Origin of the sequence: Pseudomonas sp. UBA1879, assembly GCF_002338065.1 — a bacterium.
Taxonomy (GTDB): Bacteria; Pseudomonadota; Gammaproteobacteria; order Pseudomonadales; family Pseudomonadaceae; genus Aquipseudomonas.
This window is the reverse complement of sequence record NZ_DDHJ01000011.1, coordinates 149,311-167,585: the sequence shown is the minus strand read 5'-3', so window position 1 is coordinate 167,585 and position 18,275 is coordinate 149,311. Positions and strand designations below refer to the sequence as shown.

Below are 18,275 nucleotides of genomic sequence, written 5' to 3'. Positions count from 1 at the left end.
TCAGCTCCTCAATACCGGAACAGGCGCCATGACAGCAGCCGTGCCACGGCCACGATCAATTTGGCGATCAGGTAATACAGCACCGCCGCGATGGCGAAGAACTCGAAGGTGCGGAAGGTCTTGACGTTGTAGTCCTGGGTCACGCCGGTCAGGTCGTTGTTCAGCCCGACGATCACGCCCATCGACGTCATCAGAACGGCCCAGACCATCTGGTTGGTCAACGGGTAGTAAACGATGCGCAGCAGTTGCGGGATGACGATCAGCCGATACGCCTGGGGCGCGCTCATGCCCAGCGAGCGGGCGGCGCGCAACTGCGTGTCCGGCACGGCCTTCAAGCCGCCGCGAAAGTTCTCCGCCAGGTAGCCGGCGTTGTTGATGGTGATCCCCGCCAGCAGCGCGACCCACGAACTGACGTGCAAGCCGAACGAGCCAAGGCCGAAATACAGGATGTACACCTGGAACAGCGAAGGGGTGTTGCGGGCAATGGAAATCCAGGTCGCCGCGAAGCCTCGGAATATCGGGTTCTTGCCCTGACGCATGAACACCAGAAACAGCGCGATGATCACCCCGAGAATCATCGACAGCGCCGCGGTCTGAAACGTGACAATCGCGCCGTCGAGCATGTCCGGCAGGGCTTTGAACGCGGCGCGCCAGTGGAAGCTGTAGTCAAACATGCGTCAGCGCCTCAGCCTTTTCGGCCGCGCGCAGCCACACCGGTAAACGCCCGCTGGCCGTGCCCGAGCACGCGCTGTCGACGCACTCGGCCAGGCTGGCGAAATGCACCCGACGTCCCACCAGACCCGGCGCGTAGTGCGCGTACTTGCCGGAGTTGGTCATCAGGGTGCGCGCCTTCGGCGGAATCACCGGCTCCCCGAGCATGCACCAGCAGGTGTCGGTGACGAACTGCACGCCGAAGCTTTCCAGCGTCGCGACATGACCTGCCTGCTGCGCGCGCTCCAGGGTGGCACGACCGCAGGTGATGACGATGGCCACGCTGTCGAGCTTGCGTCGGCCCTCGCACAGACGCGCGAGGGTGGCGCATTCGCTCAGGGAAAAATGCGGGTTGCCCAAGGTCACGGCGTCGACGTCGGGGCTTTGCGCACTGTTCAGCTCCCGCCAGCTGTGCAGCAGATCCCGCTCGCTGACGCTGAAGATTTTATCGGGCGAGCCGCCGCCCAAAGCCAGTTCGGCAGTGGTGGCCTCCGGGGTCACGCCTGCGATGTGAAACATCGGCGACGCGGACGTGGTGCCGAACGCGGCGCCGAAGGCTTTGAGGTCGTCGAGGGTCGGCGCCTTGTGTTCCAGGCCGCAGATTACCGGAATGCTCGCGCCACAAAGCAGGCCCACGTGATAGCCCAGCAGCGGGTAAAAACTGTCGTCCAGCTCGCCGAGGTCGGGCACGTCGATGCGCAACGTGGCCAGCCGCTGTTGCGTCAGGTGACAGCCGATCTTCGGCGCGCGACCGGTAAGGGCGATGCAGATGTCGAGATAATCCGGGTACTTCAGGGTGCGCGCGCCGATCACGCTGTTGGCGTAGACCACCGCGTTGGATTCGGCCCAGACGATCTGCTCGCCCAGCTCCGGCGCGCTGTCCAGCAGGTACGGTGCGCAGGTGAAGCTGACCCGTGCGCCCATGTCCAGATAAGCGTCGCCCAACTGGCTGGACGGCTCGCCCAGCGCCGGGTCCACGCCCAGTTCGCGCCAGCGGCGTTTGTCCACGGAAATGGAATTGAGGGTGGTCGGCACCCGGACTTTCGCGTCCCAGTCCACCAGTTGCCGGGCGAAGCGCAGGCTGGCGGGGCCGGTGTAAATGCAGCCGTCGATGTGCGCTTGGGTGATGTCCAGCAACTCGGTCGCGCCTTGCAGCTCGGCCATGCGCAGGATGATGCCCATCGCCACTTGAGCAGCCTTGCCGTAAGCACCGTCGAGAAAGGCCTGATCCATTTCGGTGAGGTTGAGGGTGCTGTGCAACGCGCTTTGCTGCACCGGCGCGCGAGGAGGCATTGCCGGAGGCAGGATGTCGAAAGCAGTGACACGGGCGTCTTCGACCCGGAGGTATTTCACTTCGCGCAAGGCCGCAAACCCCGCTTCGCCGAGGCTGATGACCGGGATCGAATGGCCGAACATCTGCTCGGCCACCAGCACGCCCAGGGTCAGGATGTCTTCGACCCGTTCGAACACCAGCGCGGCCGGGGCATGGCCGTTGAGGATCAACTCCAGCAACACGCTGCTGCCGGTGCACGACCCGCGTCCGCTGGGAATCGCCAATACTTTGCCGGTGATGATCTGGTCGCTGAGGGGGTGATGGCGGTCGATCACCTCACCGGTAAACGGCTCGACCCCACCCCAGAAACTCAGGCCCATGTCGGCATACAACAACGCGCCTTGGGCACTGCCGGCCACCAGACACCGACCGTTCAATGAAACTTCAGACATCGTGGGCTCCTGAAACGAGGGCTTAGGCTATTCGACGCGCATTGTTGTCACGCCGAACACCGAACCCCTGTGGGAGCCGGCTTGCTGGCGAAAGCTGTGGAGCAGTCGACACATCAGTGCCTGAACTGCCGTATTCGCCAGCAAGCCGGCTCCCACAGGTTGGGCGTGCGGCGCAAAAAAATCGCCGGACGCCAACGCCGTGGTCATGTCGGGCTCAGTAATAAACCCCTGGCACGGTCAGGTTGGCGGGCTTGATTTCATCACCGACCCACTTTTTCCACAACTCGTCATAACGGCCGGTACGCACCTGTTGGTTGACGAACAGGTTCAGGTAATGGATCAGGCCGTACTCGTTGCGCTTGGCCGCCAGCGACACGTAATCGATCACGTAAGGCGCATTGCCGGCCACTTTGAGGCCCTTGTATTTGCCGGATTTGAGGGTCGCGGCGGCGACGGTGTTGGTGACCACGGTCGCATCGATGTGGCCCTGGGCGACGGCGAGGATCGTGTCGTTCTGCGTCTGGTAGGCGCGGAAACTGCCGGTGCCCCAGGCTTTCTGGTCTTTCTCCAGGGCGATGGCTTCATAGGTGCCGCTGGTGTTGCCAACGTTCTTGCCCTTGAGGTCGTCATACTTGGCGATGCCGGTGTTGTCGCGGGTCAGCACCACCATCTGAAAGGCGAAGTAAGGGATGGTCATCCCGACCGTCTTGGCGCGTTCGAGGGTGTCGGACGTCGAGGCGACGATCACGTCGGCACGCCCGGACACCAACGCCGGAATGCGATCGGGAAACGGCGTCTCGACGACTTCAGCGGTCACCCCCAGCACTTTCGCCAGATCGTTGCAGTAATCGACGTCAAATCCGACCGGGTTGTTCTTGTCATCCCGGGAGCCCATCGGCGGAAAATCCAGGGTCACCGCGCAGCGCAGTTTGCCGGAGTCGATGATGTCATCGAGCTTGTCGGCAAACGCCATGTTGATAAAGGAAGAACTCATTACGGCGAGGAGGGCTACTGCAAACGCATGCTTTTTCATAGGAGCCTCATTGGATGAACGTCAGGAAACGGCCGGATAAGTAATTTCGTATACGATATTTTCTATGCACGGGACGTGCCTGTTTGACCGCTGTGTGATTCTGGGTTTGGGATCAGTGGGTTACGAACGTCCCGCGGACCGACGCGCAAAAGCGGTGTTACATAAAGGAGCAAATACAGACCGAGTGCTTCATGGATGCACGTTGGGCGAGCGATGAACGGGTAGCCGGACCGGAAATTGTGGGAGTGAGCTTGCTCACGAAGAGGTCAGCCCAGTCGGTTTCGAGGTGGCCGTTCTGGCGCGTTCGTCAGCAAGCATCACGCTCACAGGTGCATCACCAGGCACAACCCTTCAGCGGAGCCTTACCTCTGGGACTCGCGGTATTCGCTGGGCGAGACGCCAGTCAACGCCCGGAACTGCCGACTGAACGCACTGTGGTCGGTGTACCCGCAGCGCAACGCCACCTCAGTGATCGACAGGTCTTCACGCAACAGACGCGAGGCCTCCCCAAGTCGTGCCTTGTGGATCATTTGCCGGGGCGTGAGCTGAAAGATGCGTTTGCAGTGGCGTTCCAGTTGCGCGATGGAAAGACCGGCAATGGCCGTCAGTTCTTGCAGCGTGATCGGTCGGGAAAAGTGTTCGCGAATGTAGGCATCGACCTCGGCCAGCTTCTGATACGCCGGGTGCGATTGCAGGATTTGCAGATCCCGCGAGATGCCCGCCAGACCGATGATCGCTCCTTGAGCATCACGCAGGGCAATCTTGTGAGTCAGGCACCAGACCGGCCGATTGCCGTAATAAAGGTGCAGCTCCAGTTGATCGTTCAGTTGCCTGCCATCCGCCAGCACGCGACGATCCTGCGCGGTGTACAACGGGCCGAAACGGACGGGGAACACGTCCTCGGCGGTGCGGCCCAAGAGATCGCGTTTTTCCTTGAAGCCGCAGCGTTGCACCAGGGTCTGATTGACCATTGCGTAGCGGGCCTGCGCGTCCTTGACGAAAAACACGACCTCAGGGATCGCATCCAGCAACGGCGCGACGAGCGCCAGGCTGGCGATCAGGTGATCGAGGTTGGGCGGGGGCGAAGTGGGGAGCAGGTCAATCATGTTCACCGCGGAGCGCGTCGCATCAGAAGGACGAGGTTGATGATGCGGCATATGAGGTACGACGCCTAGCCGAGATCGCACTTCTGGCCGAAGGCCGTGGGAATTCTATGTTGGCCCGGCAAACCGCATTCGCCACCAAGGCGGCTCCTACAGGGTCATGCATAGGTCATAAAATCTGCGACCGGCGTCATACCTGTGGGAGCCGGCTTGCTGGCGAAAGCGTCGTGTCAAGAAGCTTATTCGGCAACTGACACACCGCATTCGCCAGCAAGCCGGCTCCCACGGCCTTTGGCCAGAATCAAAAGCAGGCCGCATTCAACCCATAGAGGGTCTCAGGCCGCGGAATCCGACTCACCCAAACACGCCAACGTCGCTACCCTCGCTGGACTGAACGGCGGCCGTAACCGCGGCGGCTCCCAGTTGAACAGCGTCTGCGCGGCAGTGGCGCAAATGCGCCCCTGGCACGCGCCCATGCCGCAGCGGGTGTTGAGTTTGGCGGCGCTCCAGCTGTCATGAAAGGCGAGTGCCGAGTAAGGCACGTCTTCGCAACGGCAAACCAACGTGTCCGGTCGCGCCAAGTGTCTCAGCGCAGGCCGCAGGGCGAACGCGTGATTCAACCGGTCCGCAAACCCCTGCCAACGCCGACGTTCCGCAAACAGCTGACGCGCCTGATCCTGCTGACCCGTCGCTGTCAGCCCGGCAATCCGGCCTTCGACCAACGCCAGCTCGCTGCCACCAAACCCTGTGCACTCCCCGGCGGCGAAATGATCGGCCAGACTGCTGGCCTGCCACTCATCCACGGCAATCGCCCCTTCTTCAATCCGGCAGCCCAGCGCCGAGGCCAGTTCCACATTCGGCACCAGACCGAACCCGCAGGCCAACCGCTCGCAGGGGACGTCTTCAACCCGATTCCCCACTTGCATGCGCACCGCTTCCAGACGCGCCGACCCCAGCGCCTCCAGCACATGGGCCGACGTTCGATACGCCGCATGGGCAAGCCCTGTGGCCTGAACCGCCTTGTTCGGCCAGCGCCACAAGCCCGCTGCAAAACGGCTGACCGCACCGAACGAAGCCTGCTCGGCGATGCGCACCACCTCCGCGCCGTTCTTGATCGCGGTGTGTGCCGAGGCGAGCAACAGCGGCCCGCTGCCCGCGATCACAATCCGTTCGCCCGCCACCGGCAAACCGCCCTTGATCAACGCCTGCAACCCGCCTGCGCCGGTGACGCCGGGCAAGGTCCAGCCGGGGAAGGGCAGCAGCCGTTCACGGGCACCGGTGCACAGAATCAACCGATCGTAGCCCAGCACCCAACCGCGCTCGGGATCTTCCAGCAGCAGCTGTTTGGGGCCTGCCAAGGCAACGACCCTGGTGCCCGTGTGCCGTTGAATGTTGGCCGGTCGTTGCAGTTGCGTGCGCATGTGGCTGGCGAGTGCCGGCAGTTGAGCGTTCGGCCCGTCGCGCCAGATTTGCCCGCCCGGCAGCGGGTTATCGTCGAGGATCGCAATGCGGATGCCCGTAGTCGCAGCGGCCAGGGCAGCGGCCATTCCGGCAGGCCCGGCGCCGATGATCAGCAGGTCGACGTGATCGGTCATGGCTGCGTGTCCACTTGCATCCCGTCGCGGCAGATCGTTTGGCAGGCCAATCGCCGCAGGCCGTCGATATTGACGCGGCACTCCTGACAAATCCCCATCCCGCACAGTGGCGCTCGACGCTGGCCGCTGGCCGATGTGCGACTGCAACGGTCACCGCAGGCCATTAACGCGGCGGCGACGGTGGTGCCTTGGGCGAAGCGAAACGGCTGGCCGTCGATGCGTAATTCAGGCATGGACATGGGCTCCGATGAAGCGCTGTGGCAGGTAAGCGTGCAGATGCGGTTGCAGCTCGGCGGGTGGCGAAGTGCGCAGCAACTGCGCGGCCAGCAGCTTGGCGGTGCCGGTGGCCGTGGTCACGCCCAGCCCCTCGTGCCCGACCGCCAGCCACAGTCCAGGTTGCTGGGGATGTTCGCCTACCAGCGGCTGGCCATCGGGGCTGGCCGAGCGAAATCCGGTCCAGCTGCGAATGCCGTTCAGATGGCCCAGATCGGGCAGAAAGTCCATGGCCCGACGCAGCATGCGGCCGAGCATGGCGGCGTCGATGGCCGGGTCGTGGTTGTCGAATTGCCTGGACGAGCCGACGAACAGTTGCCCGGTCGGACGCTGTTGCAGATTGAACGCCACCGATGGGCCGTCGCCCTTGTGGGCGTTGGTGATATAGCCCAGCTCTACCAACGTGTGGCTGATCTGCGCCGGGTAGCGGTCGGTGATCAGCAAGTGGCCTTTCTTGGCCTGCAGAGGCAAGTCCGGGCAAAGGTCTTTAGCGTAGATGCCATTGGCGAGCAGGACTGCGTCGGCCTGTAGCCACTGACCGTCCGCGAGCCTCACGCGATTGCCTTCGACGGCCACGACTTCAGCCTGCCGCTGACGCACACGACCTGGCTGACGTTGCAATAACCAGCGCGCCGCATTGGGAGCGTACAGAATGCCGTCGCCGCTGACCTTCAGCGCGCCGAGCAGGCCGGGGCGCAGCGACGGTTCGACCTCCGCCAGCGCCGCGCCGCTGATCAATTCGCAGCCCAGACCGAACGCGCTCAAGGCCTGCTGTTTGCGCTCGGCCTCGGCCATTTCCGGCTCATTGCAGGCCAGCCACAGCGTGCCGTTGGTGCGCATGGCGCAGTCGTCCGGCAGGTGCGCTGCCAGCTCGCGCCACAGCCGTACTGAATATTCGCCCAGTGCCAGTTCGGCCGGGCTGTGATCGAGCACCACCAAGTGGCCCATGCCCGCTGCCGTCGCGGCCGGGCGTTGGCAATCGAGGACGCACACGTTGAGGCCTTGGCTGGCCAGTTCGTCCGCGCAGGCCGCGCCGACGATGCCGCCGCCGATGACAATCACGTCAGCCACGCGCCCTGCGATCAAGAACGGATGCCCCAGGCGAACGGATCGTCGTCATCCAGCAGCAGCGTGGCTTCGGCACTGATATAAGCGCGGCCCCGGATGGTCGGCACGATGCGGTCGCCCACCTGCCGCTCGCCATGCTGCCATTGGAAGCTGCCGTCAAACTGGCTGCCGATCACGCTGGCCTGCTGCCATAGCGCGCCGGGTTCGAGTTTGCCGTCGGCGGCCAGGCACGCCAGTTTGGCGCTGGTGCCGGTGCCGCAGGGCGAGCGGTCGTAGGCCTTGCCGGGGCACAGGACGAAGTTGCGACTGTCGGCCTGATCGTCGTCGGCGAACAGCTCGATATGGTCGATGACGCCGCCGTCTTCACCCCGGATACCCTGACTTTCCAACGCTTGACGCACTTTCCAGGTGTAGTCGGTGAGGGCGTCGAGGTTGTCGCCGCTGACGCTGAGGCCGTGATCGGCGATGAGAAAGAACCAGTTACCGCCCCAGGCGATATCGCCGGTCACGTTGCCAAGGCCGGGCACGTCGACGATGAAGTTCTTGCGGTAGCGATACGAGGGCACGTTGTTGACGCTGACCGAACGGTCTTCGTGAAGGGTCGCTTGAACCGTGCCGACCGGCGTCTCAATGCGATGCACCCCGGGCCCGATCTTGCCCAGGTGAGCCAGCGACACGACCAGCCCGATGGTGCCGTGGCCGCACATGCCGAGGTAGCCGCTGTTGTTGAAAAAGATCACACCGGCACAGGCCTCGGGGTCCACCGGCTCACACAGCAACGCGCCGACCAGCACATCGCTGCCCCGAGGCTCCAGCACCGTGGCGGCCCGCCAGTCATCAAACGCATCGGCCAACCGCTGGCGACGTTCGGCCATGCTGCCGGTGCCGAGGTCGGGGAAACCGTTCAGCACCAGCCGCGTGGGCTCGCCGCCGGTGTGGGAATCGAGGATCTGGATGCGTTTCATGTGTTCACCTTAAACCTGCCAGAGAGAGCGCTGATCCCTCGGCATACGCCGATCCCTGTAGGAGTGAGCTTGCTCGCGATCGCGGTGTGTCAGCCCCGGACAAGCAGCTGGCAGAACCCCATCGCGAGCAAGCTCACTCCTACAGATCAGTGGCCGCGCCTCAGATCAATGTCGAGTTCGTTGTCAATCAGATTGGCGGTAATACAGAAAAGGGTCTTGACCGATTTCGCCCCATGAAATGACGAAATCGGCACAGTCACTGGCGTCAGATTTCGCTAAGCGCCGCGTTGGGCAGGTGGGCGTAGAGGGCGCGGCAGACGCCGATGATGTGGTGCTCGATCAGTTCGGCAGCCTTGTCCACGTCTCGTTCAGCACAGGCCTTGAGGATTTCGCGGTGCTCCAGATCGGCCCGCTCCTTGCCTTCGTCGAAGCTCATCTGCACCCGCAGATAGCGTTCGACCTTGTCGTGGATCGAGCGAATCATGTTCAGCAGGAACGGCCGTTGCGCCGCCTCGTACAGGCAGGTATGAAACGCCCAGTTCAGCTCGGCCCAGCGCCCGATGTCATCGTCACCCATGAACTCATCGCAGATGGTCTGCGCCCGGTCAATCTGCGCCTGGGTCATTCTCGGCACGGCCAGCCGAATCGCCTGCACCTCAAGCAACACCCTGACCTCGAAAATCTGCGCCAGCTCCGGCTCGGAAATCCGCGTGACCACTGCGCCCTTGTTGCGCTGAAATTGCACCAAACCCTCCGCTTCCAGGCGTTTGAGCGCTTCCCTGACCGGGATCTTGCTGACGTTGAACACCCGGGCGATGTCGTCCTGGCGAATCGGCTCGTCCTCGGCGAACTGACCGGAAATGATCGACTCACGCAGATACGTGGCGATGACCTCGGACGCGGAGGGCGCAACGCCGAGGTTGGGGGCATCAGCAAGAAGGAAGGGCACGCGAGCGACTCAGGCAATGGGCGAATGCCGGATATTGTATACGGCCTCCGATTTGTGTCGTGAGGGGTCTGCGCGCCGTGCCTGAAAAAAAGATCAGTGGTTGGCCGTGTACGACAGCATCATCGACAGCTGGCACAACGGGCGGCCGCTTTCAGCGTGCCATTGATTGAACGCCGCCTGCACCGCCGCCTGATCGCGCTGGCTGCTGGGCACTTTATCGACGATCTTCTGTGCGTTGAGCGCGGCGACCACGTCGTGGCTGGGAATGAAGGTGTCCTTGCCCACCATCCGCAGAAAACGCGGCGCCGACAACCCGCCCATCTGGTTGCCGTGTTTGAACAGATAGCGCCACAGACCGACGATGTCGGTCACCGGCCAGTCGGCGATGAAGCGGCCGAAACTGCCGTGTTCCTTGGCGACGTCGAGGATCAGTTGCGCATTGCGGGGCACGCTCTTGAGCTTGCCCAGATGGCGAATGATCCGCGCATCCTGCATCAGCCGTTCGAGATGATCGGCCCCCATCAGCACGACCTTTTCCGGGTCGAAGCCGAAGAACACTTGCTCGAACGCCGGCCACTTGGCGTCCACCAGACTGTGCTTCAGCCCCGCGCGAAACACCCGCAGCGCCATGGTCGACAGGTAGCGGTCGTCGCTGAGGGCCTTGAGTTTTTTCGGGGTAGCGGGGGTTGGCAGATGCGCTTCGAGCGCGGCGGCGGAACCAAAGCGATTGAGGCAGTATTCATTGAGCCATTTGTAGTCTTGCATGCCCTCTCCAAAACGAAATTCACGGCCGGATTTGACTATTCACCCCGGATCCTCTGACACCACGCGCTCCTACAAGGCGGCGAGCTTGCAGTTGAGCTGAAATCGCCAGCGCGCATATAGCAGCGCGCTGGTAAAGACGGCAAGGCTGGCGAGTATTTCCAGCGCGCCGAACCACGCGCGACCGCGGTCGAGCACCGCCAGCGCGCCCTTGATGAAATACAGATTCACCACGAAGCAGGTCCACGCATGGCCACGAGGGCTGCCGATCAACATGCCGGGGGCCAGCACCAGCAGCGGCACCCACTCGATCGACAGAATCACCCAAGGCCGTGCGCCGTGCAGGTCGGCGAACGCCAGGTCATACACGCCCAGCAACGCCATCAGTGCCAAAAAACATCCCAGGGCCACCCGCCGACTCCAGCGAACACGCGATTCCAGCCAGTGCAACGGGGGCAGCACGTTGGGCTTTTCAGCCACGGGAAGGTTCCAGCAACAGCGCGGTCTTGGCCAAACGTTGACCCAGTGCGCGACACAGCGTCGTTTCATGTTCATCCAGCGGGCGTTTGCCGTCCGCCCCTGCGTGGTGACTGGCGCCATAAGGCGTGCCGCCACCGCGGGTGTCGACCAATGCCGCCTCGCTGTAAGGCAGACCGGCGACCAGCATGCCGTGGTGCAGCAACGGCAGGAGCATCGACATGAGCGTGGTTTCCTGGCCGCCGTGCAGGCTGGCGGTGGAGGTAAACACGCTGGCTGGCTTGCCGACCAGTGCGCCGGTCAGCCACAGGTTGCTGGTGCCGTCGAGGAAATACTTGAGCGGCGCGGCCATGTTGCCGAAACGTGTCGGACTGCCTAGCGCAAGGCCCGAGCAGTTTTTCAGATCGTCGAGGGTCGCGTACAGCGCACCGGCCTCCGGAATGCTCGGCGCGACCGCTTCGCACTCGGTGGAAATCGCCGGGACCGTGCGCACTCGCGCTTCCATCCCGCCCATCTCGATACCCCGCGCAATCTGCCGCGCCATTTCGCGGGTCGAGCCATTGCGGCTATAAAACAGCACCAGAATGTACGGCGCGCTCATGGCAGCAACTCCAGAATGTTCTCAGGCGGACGACCGATCACAGCCTTGTCACCGGCGATCAGAATCGGGCGTTCGATCAGCTTGGGGTGCGCGGCCATCGCTTCGATCAGCGCGTCATCGCTCAAACCGGAGTCGGCCAGATTCAGGGTTTTGTATTCCTCTTCGCCCGTGCGCAACAAGGCGCGGGCATCGATGCCGAGCTTGCCCAGCAGTTCGCGCAATTGGGCGACGCTGGGCGGCGTTTCCAGGTAACGCACGATGGTCGGCGTCAGGCCGCGTTCTTCGAGCAATTCCAGCGCGCCACGTGATTTGGAGCAGCGCGGGTTGTGATAAAGCGTCAGATCGGTCATTTGCGGGTCGCATCTTTCGTGGGGTGGCGGGTATTCTACAGGCGTCTCGGTAAAGACCAACCTCAGGTCCGCATCGCGTTTTCAATGAAAGGAACAAGCATCATGGCAAGGCGGTTGGCAGCAGCGGTAGCGCTTATCGGAAGTGTGTTGCTCAGCGGGTGCGGCGTTGATCTGGGCACTGATCAGAACGGTCAGAAGGTGGCCAGCGACCGGGTCGACAAACACTGGCTGGTGGTTAACTACTGGGCTGAATGGTGCGGCCCGTGCCGGACGGAAATCCCGGAATTGAACGCGCTGTCCGAGCAAATGAAGGGGCAAAACGTCAGTGTCTTCGGGGTGAACTTCGACGACCTGCAAGGCGAAGACCTGAAAAACGCCGCCAACGCACTGGGGATCAAATTCACCGTGCTGGCCCAGGACCCCGCCGAACAATACGACCTGCCGAAAAGCGAAGCACTGCCGGTGACCTACATCATCGACGACAAGGGCAAAGTGCGTGAGCAGTTGATGGGTGAGCAGACGGCGGCGGGCGTGACGCAGAAACTGGCGGAATTGAAAGGCAAGGGGTAAGCGCTGCAATCCACTGTAGGAGCGTGGCTTGTCCCGCGATCGACGGGGAACCCGTCGTAAAACCTGAACATGCCGAGCACCTGGGGACACCGCGTCTGCCGGGTTTGCTGCCGGTTCCCGACAGTTCGCGGGACAAGCCACGCTCCTACAGGACGTTCGAGGCAAGCCAGTTCACCGCGAACGTATCAACCTTCTTCCAGCCAGAACCTCAGCGGCGAACCTTGGGCAGGCCACAGCTGCAATTGCTCAACCTCCGGAACATCCCAATGCTGCACTGTGCCCAGCGCGACGCAGAAACTGATGGAATCGAAAGGCAAGGGGTAAGCGCTGCAATCCACTGTAGGAGCGTGGCTTGTCCCGCGATCGACGGGGAACCCGTCGTAAAACCTGAACATGCCGAGCACCTGGGGACACCGCGTCTGCCGGGTTTGCTGCCGGTTCCCGACAGTTCGCGGGACAAGCCACGCTCCTACAGGATGTTCGAGGCAAGCCAGTTCACCGCGAACGTATCAACCTTCTTCCAGCCAGAACCTCAGCGGCAAACCTTGCGCAGGCCACAGCTCAAACTGCTCAACCTCCGACACATCCCAATGCTGCACCGTGCCCAGCGCGACGCAGAAACTGATGGAATCGAAAGGCAAGGGGTAAGCGCTGCAATCCACTGTAGGAGCGTGGCTTGTCCCGCGATCGACGGGGAACCCGTCGTAAAACCTGAACATGCCGAGCACCTGGGGACACCGCGTCTGCCGGGTTTGCTGCCGGTTCCCGACAGTTCGCGGGACAAGCCACGCTCCTACAGGACGTTCGAGGCAAGCCAGTTCACCGCGAACGTATCAACCTTCTTCCAGCCAGAACCTCAGCGGCAAACCTTGCGCAGGCCACAGCTGCAATTGCTCAACCTCCGACACATCCCAATGCTGCACCGTGGCCAACGCCTCAAGGAATCGGTGCTCCTGTTCCATCAAGGCAGGGGCGCACATCTTGCGGGTGCTGCCGACAGGCCCGAAGCTGATCGCGTCGCCCTTCAGTGTGTACGACGCGAACCAGTGGTTGCAGCCGCCATTGCCGTACGCCCGGCCATCCTTGCCCAGGGTCATGGTCAGGTGGCTGTTGTCGATCAGCGGACGCTCGCCGATCCACTCCAGCACGTAGCCGTGATCACGCTTGAGCGCGTCGTTATCGCTCGCGCAACCGTTGAGCAGCGTGGCAGCGAGCAGGGTCAGGCCAAGGCGTTTCATGCGGCGTTCCTGGCGCAGGCCGGGCACAGGTGGTTCTCGCCGACGGTTTTCCAGCCCAACTCGGCAATGCGCGCGGTGGCGGCCGGTTTCAGGGCTTTCTTGCCTTCTTTGGCATCGACCATGAACTCGATGTCTTGCGCCTTGCCACAGCCGTTGCAGTTGACTGTCCACTGATGAATCGCCAGCTCGGTGAACGCCGGGCCGTTGGCCACCGCGACCCACTGACCAGGCGGGTTGATCAGGTGGCGGACTTTTTCGACGTTCAGGCGCATGTAAAGGTCTTTGCTGCCTTTGACGGTGACGAGCAGCACGTCGTCGTGCTTGATCGAGCCACCGTTGCCGGTCACTTGATAACGACCGACCGCCAGGCTGCGGCATTCGATCAGGGTGTGGTGCGGGGTCAGCATGCTGTAGCGAAAATCGTGTTCGGCCATAGGGGTCTCCAAATAGGCGCGCATGCTAACACTTTAGATCGCAGATGCCCGCTGCCGGTGGGCGGAGTGCAGCCGAGATCGGAATTCATGCGGTCTGTTACTGGCCGGGGGCTTAGGTGCGCAGCTTGCTCGCGAGCTGTTGCGCTGACACGCCGAATGGGTGGCGCTGCATGGGAGTGAGCATGCTGAAGAATGCGTCCAGTCAGACGCTGATCGCTTTTCAGGCAGATCGCTTTCCTGAGCAAGCTCACTCCCACCGGGCCGTCAGCGCCTGAACATACATCGGTCTACACGCTATTCTGCGGATTCCCCGCCGCCCACGCCGCGATGTTATCCAGCGTCGTCTGCGCAATCGCCCCCAGCGCCTCGCGGGTCAGAAACGCCTGATGCGCGGTGATCACCACGTTGGGAAACGTCAGCAAGCGCGCCAGCACATCGTCCTGCAACGGCAGGTCGGAGCGGTCCTCGAAAAACAGCTGCGCTTCCTCCTCGTAGACGTCCAGCCCCAGATAGCCAAGCTGACCGGATTTCAACGCGCCGATCAGCGCCGGGGTATCGACCAACGCACCGCGCCCGGTGTTGATCAGCATTGCCCCCCGTTGCATGCGCGACAGCGACGCCCGGTTGATCAGATGCCGGGTGTGTTCGTTGAGCGGGCAATGCAGGCTGATGATCTGCGCCTCGGCGAGCAGTTCATCCAGCGGCAGATACCGCGCACCAAGGGCCTCGACCTGCGGATGGGGAAGAGGGTCGTAGGCCAGCAGCTGACAGCCGAAACCCGCCATGATCTTCGCGAAGGTGGCGCCGATCTGCCCGGTGCCGACTACACCGACGGTCTTGCCCACGAGGTCGAACCCGGTCAGACCGTGCAGGGTGAAGTCGCCGTCACGGGTGCGATTGTAGGCGCGGTGTAAATGGCGGTTCAGCGAAAGGATCAATGCCACCGCGTGTTCGGCCACCGCGTGAGGCGAATAGGCCGGGACACGCACAACGCTGATGCCGAGGCGCTGAGCGGTCGGCAGATCGACATGATTGAAACCGGCAGAGCGCAGTGCAACCAACTGAGTGCCGCCCGCAGCCAATCGTTCGAGCACCGGTGCACTGAGGTCGTCATTGATAAAGGCGCACACCACCGGGTAACCGCCGGCCAGCGCCACCGTGTCCAGCGTCAGGCGTGCGGGCTGGAAATGCAGGTCGAGGCGTGCGGTGGCGTTCGCGGCGAGGAAACTGTCGCGGTCGTAGGTCTGGCTGCTGTAGAGGAGGGTACGCATGGTGGTTCTTCCCGAAGAGCTTATGTCTGACACAGCAGAACGGTAGGAGCGTGGCTTGTCCCGCGATCGGTGGGGAACCCGCCGTAAAATTGAAAAACGCGGTGTATCAGATCTGGCGCGTGCTTTGGGATTGCTGCCGCTGCGCGACAGATCGCGGGACAAGCCACGCTCCTACAGAGGGAGAGTGGCACGGCCGACACGATGTAGCGCTGACCCACATCAAGCACTCACCCGCGCCTCGATTTCCAGCCGCGTGATGGCCTTCTCCAGCTCATCCAGGGCTTTGTCGCTGTCGGGTGAGTCCTGTTTGAGCAGGGTTTCGCTGCGTTGGCAGGCGGCTCGCAATTGCGGCACGCCGCAGTAACGGGTAGCGCCATGCAGGCGATGGACGCGTTCGATCAGCGCCACATGGTCACTTGCGTCGCGGGCCGAACGAATGGCCTCGCGGTCGGTGCTCAGCGATGCCAGCAGCATCGCCAGCATGTCGGCGGCCAGATCGGCCTTGCCAGCGGCCAGGCGCAAACCTTCCTCATGATCCAGCACCTGCATGCTGAGGCTGCCCTGGCTGATCTCCTGATGCCGCTCCGGCGCCTGATTGCGCAGGGCCAGGCCCGTCCATTTCAGCACCACCTGCGCCAATTGCCGTTCGCTGATCGGCTTGGTCAGGTAATCGTCCATGCCGCTTTGCAGCAGGGCACGTTTTTCGTTGGCCATGGCGTGCGCCGTGAGGGCGACGATCGGCAGCGAGGTAATCTGGCGCTCGGTTTCCCAGCCGCGAATCGCTTCGGTCGCCTGACGCCCGTCCATGCCCGGCATCTGCACGTCCATCAACACCAGATCGAACGTTTCGTCCTGCACCGCCTGAACCGCCGCGTAACCGCTGTCCACTGCCAGGACCTTGGCCCCCATGTCTTCGAGCAGGGTTTGCACGAGCAACAGGTTCGCCGGGTTATCGTCCACGCACAGAATGCGTGGCGGGCGACTGGACACCGGCTCGGGCGCTTCATTGCGCAGTTGTTTCGGGCTGATCAGCTCTGAGAGCGCGCGCCGCAGTTTGCGGGTACAGGCCGGCTTGGCCTGCAATTGACTGTAGGGATCCGGCACCGAAGCCTGATACAGCGCCTGTTCGGTGGTCGGGCACAGCACCAGCACCTTGCAGTCGAGGTTCTCCAGGTCCCAGATCTGCTGGCGCAAACGCTCGGGGGGCAGCTCATGGGCGGTCACACCCAGCACGGCCATTTCAATGGCGTGCGGCGTCTGGTGCACCACGGTGACGCCATTGATGAGGTTTTCCAGATTGTTGAACACCATGGGTTGCAGGCCGCAGTCTTCCAGTTGGTGCTCCAGCGCCTGGCGGGCCAGATCGTGATGCTCCAGCACCGCCACCCGCCGACCCATCAGCGGCGGGGCGGGCAGGTCTTCGAGGTCGTCGCGGGTTTTTGGCAGGGTCAGGCTGATCCAGAATTCCGAGCCCTCGCCGGGCGTGCTTTCCACACCGATTTCGCCGCCCATCTGCTCGATCAGGCGCTTGGAGATCACCAGCCCCAGCCCGGTGCCGCCGGAGTGCCGGGACAGCGAATTGTCCGCCTGGCTGAAGGCCTGAAACAGCGCCCGCACGTCCTGGCTCGACAGGCCGATGCCGGTGTCCTGCACGCTGATGCGCAACTGCACCGTATCGTCCTGTTCGTCTTCCAGCATGGCGCGGGCGACGATGGTGCCTTCGCGGGTGAACTTGATGGCGTTGCTCACCAGGTTGGTGAGGATCTGCTTCAGCCGCAGCGGGTCGCCCACCAGTGACAGCGGCGTGTCGCGATACACCAGACTCACCAGCTCCAGCTGTTTGGCGTGGGCGGCCGGGGCGAGGATGGTCAGGGTGTCCTGCAACAGATCGCGCAGGTTGAAGGGGATGGCGTCCAGCACCAGCTTGCCGGCCTCGATCTTCGAGAAGTCGAGGATTTCGTTGATGATGCTCAGCAGGTTGTCGGCGGATTTTTCGATGGTGCCGAGGTAATCGTGCTGACGCGGGGTCATCTCGCTTTTCTGCAACAGGTGCGTGAAGCCGAGAATGCCGTTGAGTGGCGTGCGGATTTCGTGGCTCATGTTGGCCAGGAATTCCGATTTGATACGGCTGGCTTCCAGGGCTTCCTTGCGCGCCAGGTCCAGCTCGATGTTCTGGATTTCGATGGTTTCCAGGTTCTGGCGCACGTCTTCGGTGGCCTGTTCGATGCTGTGCTGCAATTCTTCCTGGGCGTTTTGCAGCGTCGCGGCCATGCGGTTGATGCCCGAGCCGAGTTCGTCCAGTTCATTGCTGCCCATCGGCGGCAGCCGCGCTTCCAGATTGCCATCCTTCAGTTGCGCCACCACGTGTTTGATTTGCGCGATGGGGGCATTGATGGTGCGGCTCATGCGCAGGGCGAGAACGGCAGTCAGACCCAGACCGGCGGCGATCAGCAGCAGGCTGGCGAACAGGCTTCGATAGCCGCGCAACAGGGTGCCGCTGTGGGACAGTTCCAGCTCGACCCAGCCCAGCAGGCGATCGGCTTCTTCGGGAATCACGCTGCCAGTCAGGTGACGATTGCGTCCGAATACGGGCATCAGATACCGCGTGGCGTCATTTTCCGAGCGCTGCAGCATGTGCGTGCTGTTGCCGATCGGCGCCTGGTTGATCATGGTCGGCCCCGCGTGAGCGAGCACGGCCCGGTTGGCGTCGAGGAACGACACGGCGCGGACGTCCGCCTGCTCCAGCACCTGACCGGCGATGCGCTCGAGCATCGGTTTGTCGGCGCTGGCCAGCGCTGCCGCCGACAAGGGTGCGAGTTCGTTGGCGATCATTTCGCCCCGCTTGAGCAACTGGGTGTGCAGTTCCGACAGCTGCATCCAGGTGAAATAGCCGCCCAGCAACGCTGCCATGAAGCAGGTTGGCAACAGCGTCAGCAGCAATACGCGGCCTTTTATGCCCAGTTTGTTCAGCACACTTTTTCTCCGGCAATCCCGTTCACGTACTCATGTCATGCGATGAATCGCAGCAAGACCTGCGCCATGGTTGCCTTTCGACCTTGGGTAATCCGGGCAGTGTAGCCACTTGCGCGACAGCAATCCCGGCTAAATGGACGATAAGGAACGCTCCTACGCACATCTCCGATCAGTCGC

Annotated in this window: 19 protein-coding genes and 1 pseudogene; 1 reads left to right on the top strand and 19 read right to left on the bottom strand. The window is 62.8% G+C overall.

Annotation, left to right across the window (positions count from 1 at the left end):
• Positions 1 to 8 precede the first annotated feature (8 nt).
• From B3N48_RS11315 to arsC, 13 genes are all read right to left on the bottom strand, one after another.
• Positions 9 to 674 (bottom strand): amino acid ABC transporter permease, encoded by a 666-nt coding sequence (locus tag B3N48_RS11315; protein WP_296183488.1) that lies wholly within the window; start codon positions 672 to 674, stop codon positions 9 to 11.
• A complete protein-coding gene (locus tag B3N48_RS11310) occupies positions 667 to 2,436 on the bottom strand; it encodes an aconitase family protein (RefSeq protein WP_296183485.1) in 1,770 nt (589 codons plus the stop codon). Before B3N48_RS11310 ends, B3N48_RS11315 begins: the two co-directional genes overlap by 8 nt.
• Before the next feature lie 214 nt (positions 2,437 to 2,650).
• A complete protein-coding gene (locus B3N48_RS11305; protein ID WP_296183483.1) occupies positions 2,651 to 3,469 on the bottom strand; it encodes a transporter substrate-binding domain-containing protein in 819 nt (272 codons plus the stop codon).
• A gap of 362 nt (positions 3,470 to 3,831) precedes the next feature.
• Positions 3,832 to 4,575, bottom strand: a complete 744-nt coding sequence (locus tag B3N48_RS11300; RefSeq protein ID WP_296183481.1) for an AraC family transcriptional regulator — start codon at positions 4,573 to 4,575, stop codon at positions 3,832 to 3,834.
• 332 nt (positions 4,576 to 4,907) lie between these two features.
• A complete protein-coding gene (locus B3N48_RS11295; RefSeq protein ID WP_296183478.1) occupies positions 4,908 to 6,167 on the bottom strand; it encodes an NAD(P)/FAD-dependent oxidoreductase in 1,260 nt (419 codons plus the stop codon).
• Positions 6,164 to 6,400, bottom strand: coding sequence for a (2Fe-2S)-binding protein (locus B3N48_RS11290; protein WP_296183476.1), 237 nt, complete (start codon positions 6,398 to 6,400; stop codon positions 6,164 to 6,166). The genes B3N48_RS11295 and B3N48_RS11290 overlap by 4 nt, the downstream gene beginning before the upstream one ends.
• Positions 6,393 to 7,526 (bottom strand): NAD(P)/FAD-dependent oxidoreductase, encoded by a 1,134-nt coding sequence (locus B3N48_RS11285; RefSeq protein WP_296183475.1) that lies wholly within the window; start codon positions 7,524 to 7,526, stop codon positions 6,393 to 6,395. The genes B3N48_RS11290 and B3N48_RS11285 overlap by 8 nt, the downstream gene beginning before the upstream one ends.
• Positions 7,523 to 8,473 carry a 4-hydroxyproline epimerase gene (locus B3N48_RS11280; RefSeq protein WP_296183473.1) on the bottom strand — a complete coding sequence of 317 codons (951 nt, stop codon included), beginning with the start codon at positions 8,471 to 8,473 and terminating at the stop codon, positions 7,523 to 7,525. The genes B3N48_RS11285 and B3N48_RS11280 overlap by 4 nt, the downstream gene beginning before the upstream one ends.
• A gap of 265 nt (positions 8,474 to 8,738) precedes the next feature.
• On the bottom strand, positions 8,739 to 9,422 hold the full coding sequence (locus tag B3N48_RS11275; RefSeq protein WP_296183471.1) for a GntR family transcriptional regulator: 684 nt from the start codon (positions 9,420 to 9,422) through the stop codon (positions 8,739 to 8,741).
• A gap of 93 nt (positions 9,423 to 9,515) precedes the next feature.
• Entirely contained in the window at positions 9,516 to 10,187 is a 672-nt protein-coding gene (locus B3N48_RS11270) for a DNA-3-methyladenine glycosylase I (RefSeq protein WP_296183469.1), read from the bottom strand.
• A gap of 69 nt (positions 10,188 to 10,256) precedes the next feature.
• Positions 10,257 to 10,664: a DUF2069 domain-containing protein gene (locus B3N48_RS11265; protein ID WP_296183467.1), complete on the bottom strand. Its 408-nt coding sequence runs from the start codon at positions 10,662 to 10,664 to the stop codon at positions 10,257 to 10,259.
• Positions 10,657 to 11,262: an NAD(P)H:quinone oxidoreductase gene (gene wrbA, locus B3N48_RS11260; protein ID WP_296183466.1), complete on the bottom strand. Its 606-nt coding sequence runs from the start codon at positions 11,260 to 11,262 to the stop codon at positions 10,657 to 10,659. Before wrbA ends, B3N48_RS11265 begins: the two co-directional genes overlap by 8 nt.
• Entirely contained in the window at positions 11,259 to 11,612 is a 354-nt protein-coding gene (arsC, locus tag B3N48_RS11255; protein ID WP_296183464.1) for an arsenate reductase (glutaredoxin), read from the bottom strand. The genes wrbA and arsC overlap by 4 nt, the downstream gene beginning before the upstream one ends.
• A gap of 102 nt (positions 11,613 to 11,714) precedes the next feature.
• On the opposite strand from arsC, the gene B3N48_RS11250 reads away from it, so the two are divergent.
• Positions 11,715 to 12,182 (top strand): TlpA family protein disulfide reductase, encoded by a 468-nt coding sequence (locus B3N48_RS11250; RefSeq protein WP_296183462.1) that lies wholly within the window; start codon positions 11,715 to 11,717, stop codon positions 12,180 to 12,182.
• A gap of 185 nt (positions 12,183 to 12,367) precedes the next feature.
• On the opposite strand, the pseudogene B3N48_RS11245 reads toward B3N48_RS11250, so the two are convergent.
• From B3N48_RS11245 to B3N48_RS11220, 6 genes and pseudogenes are all read right to left on the bottom strand, one after another.
• Positions 12,368 to 12,463: pseudogene (locus tag B3N48_RS11245) on the bottom strand (META domain-containing protein); the annotation flags it as partial.
• Positions 12,464 to 12,691: 228 nt separating this feature from the next.
• Positions 12,692 to 12,901: a hypothetical protein gene (locus B3N48_RS26860; RefSeq protein WP_414704226.1), complete on the bottom strand. Its 210-nt coding sequence runs from the start codon at positions 12,899 to 12,901 to the stop codon at positions 12,692 to 12,694.
• Positions 12,902 to 13,015: 114 nt separating this feature from the next.
• Positions 13,016 to 13,420 carry an META domain-containing protein gene (locus B3N48_RS11235; RefSeq protein ID WP_296183460.1) on the bottom strand — a complete coding sequence of 135 codons (405 nt, stop codon included), beginning with the start codon at positions 13,418 to 13,420 and terminating at the stop codon, positions 13,016 to 13,018.
• Entirely contained in the window at positions 13,417 to 13,854 is a 438-nt protein-coding gene (locus tag B3N48_RS11230; RefSeq protein ID WP_296183458.1) for a hypothetical protein, read from the bottom strand. Before B3N48_RS11230 ends, B3N48_RS11235 begins: the two co-directional genes overlap by 4 nt.
• A gap of 287 nt (positions 13,855 to 14,141) precedes the next feature.
• Positions 14,142 to 15,125 carry a 2-hydroxyacid dehydrogenase gene (locus tag B3N48_RS11225; protein WP_296183455.1) on the bottom strand — a complete coding sequence of 328 codons (984 nt, stop codon included), beginning with the start codon at positions 15,123 to 15,125 and terminating at the stop codon, positions 14,142 to 14,144.
• A 219-nt stretch (positions 15,126 to 15,344) separates the two neighbouring features.
• Entirely contained in the window at positions 15,345 to 18,098 is a 2,754-nt protein-coding gene (locus B3N48_RS11220) for a response regulator (RefSeq protein WP_296183452.1), read from the bottom strand.
• Positions 18,099 to 18,275: the final 177 nt, after the last annotated feature.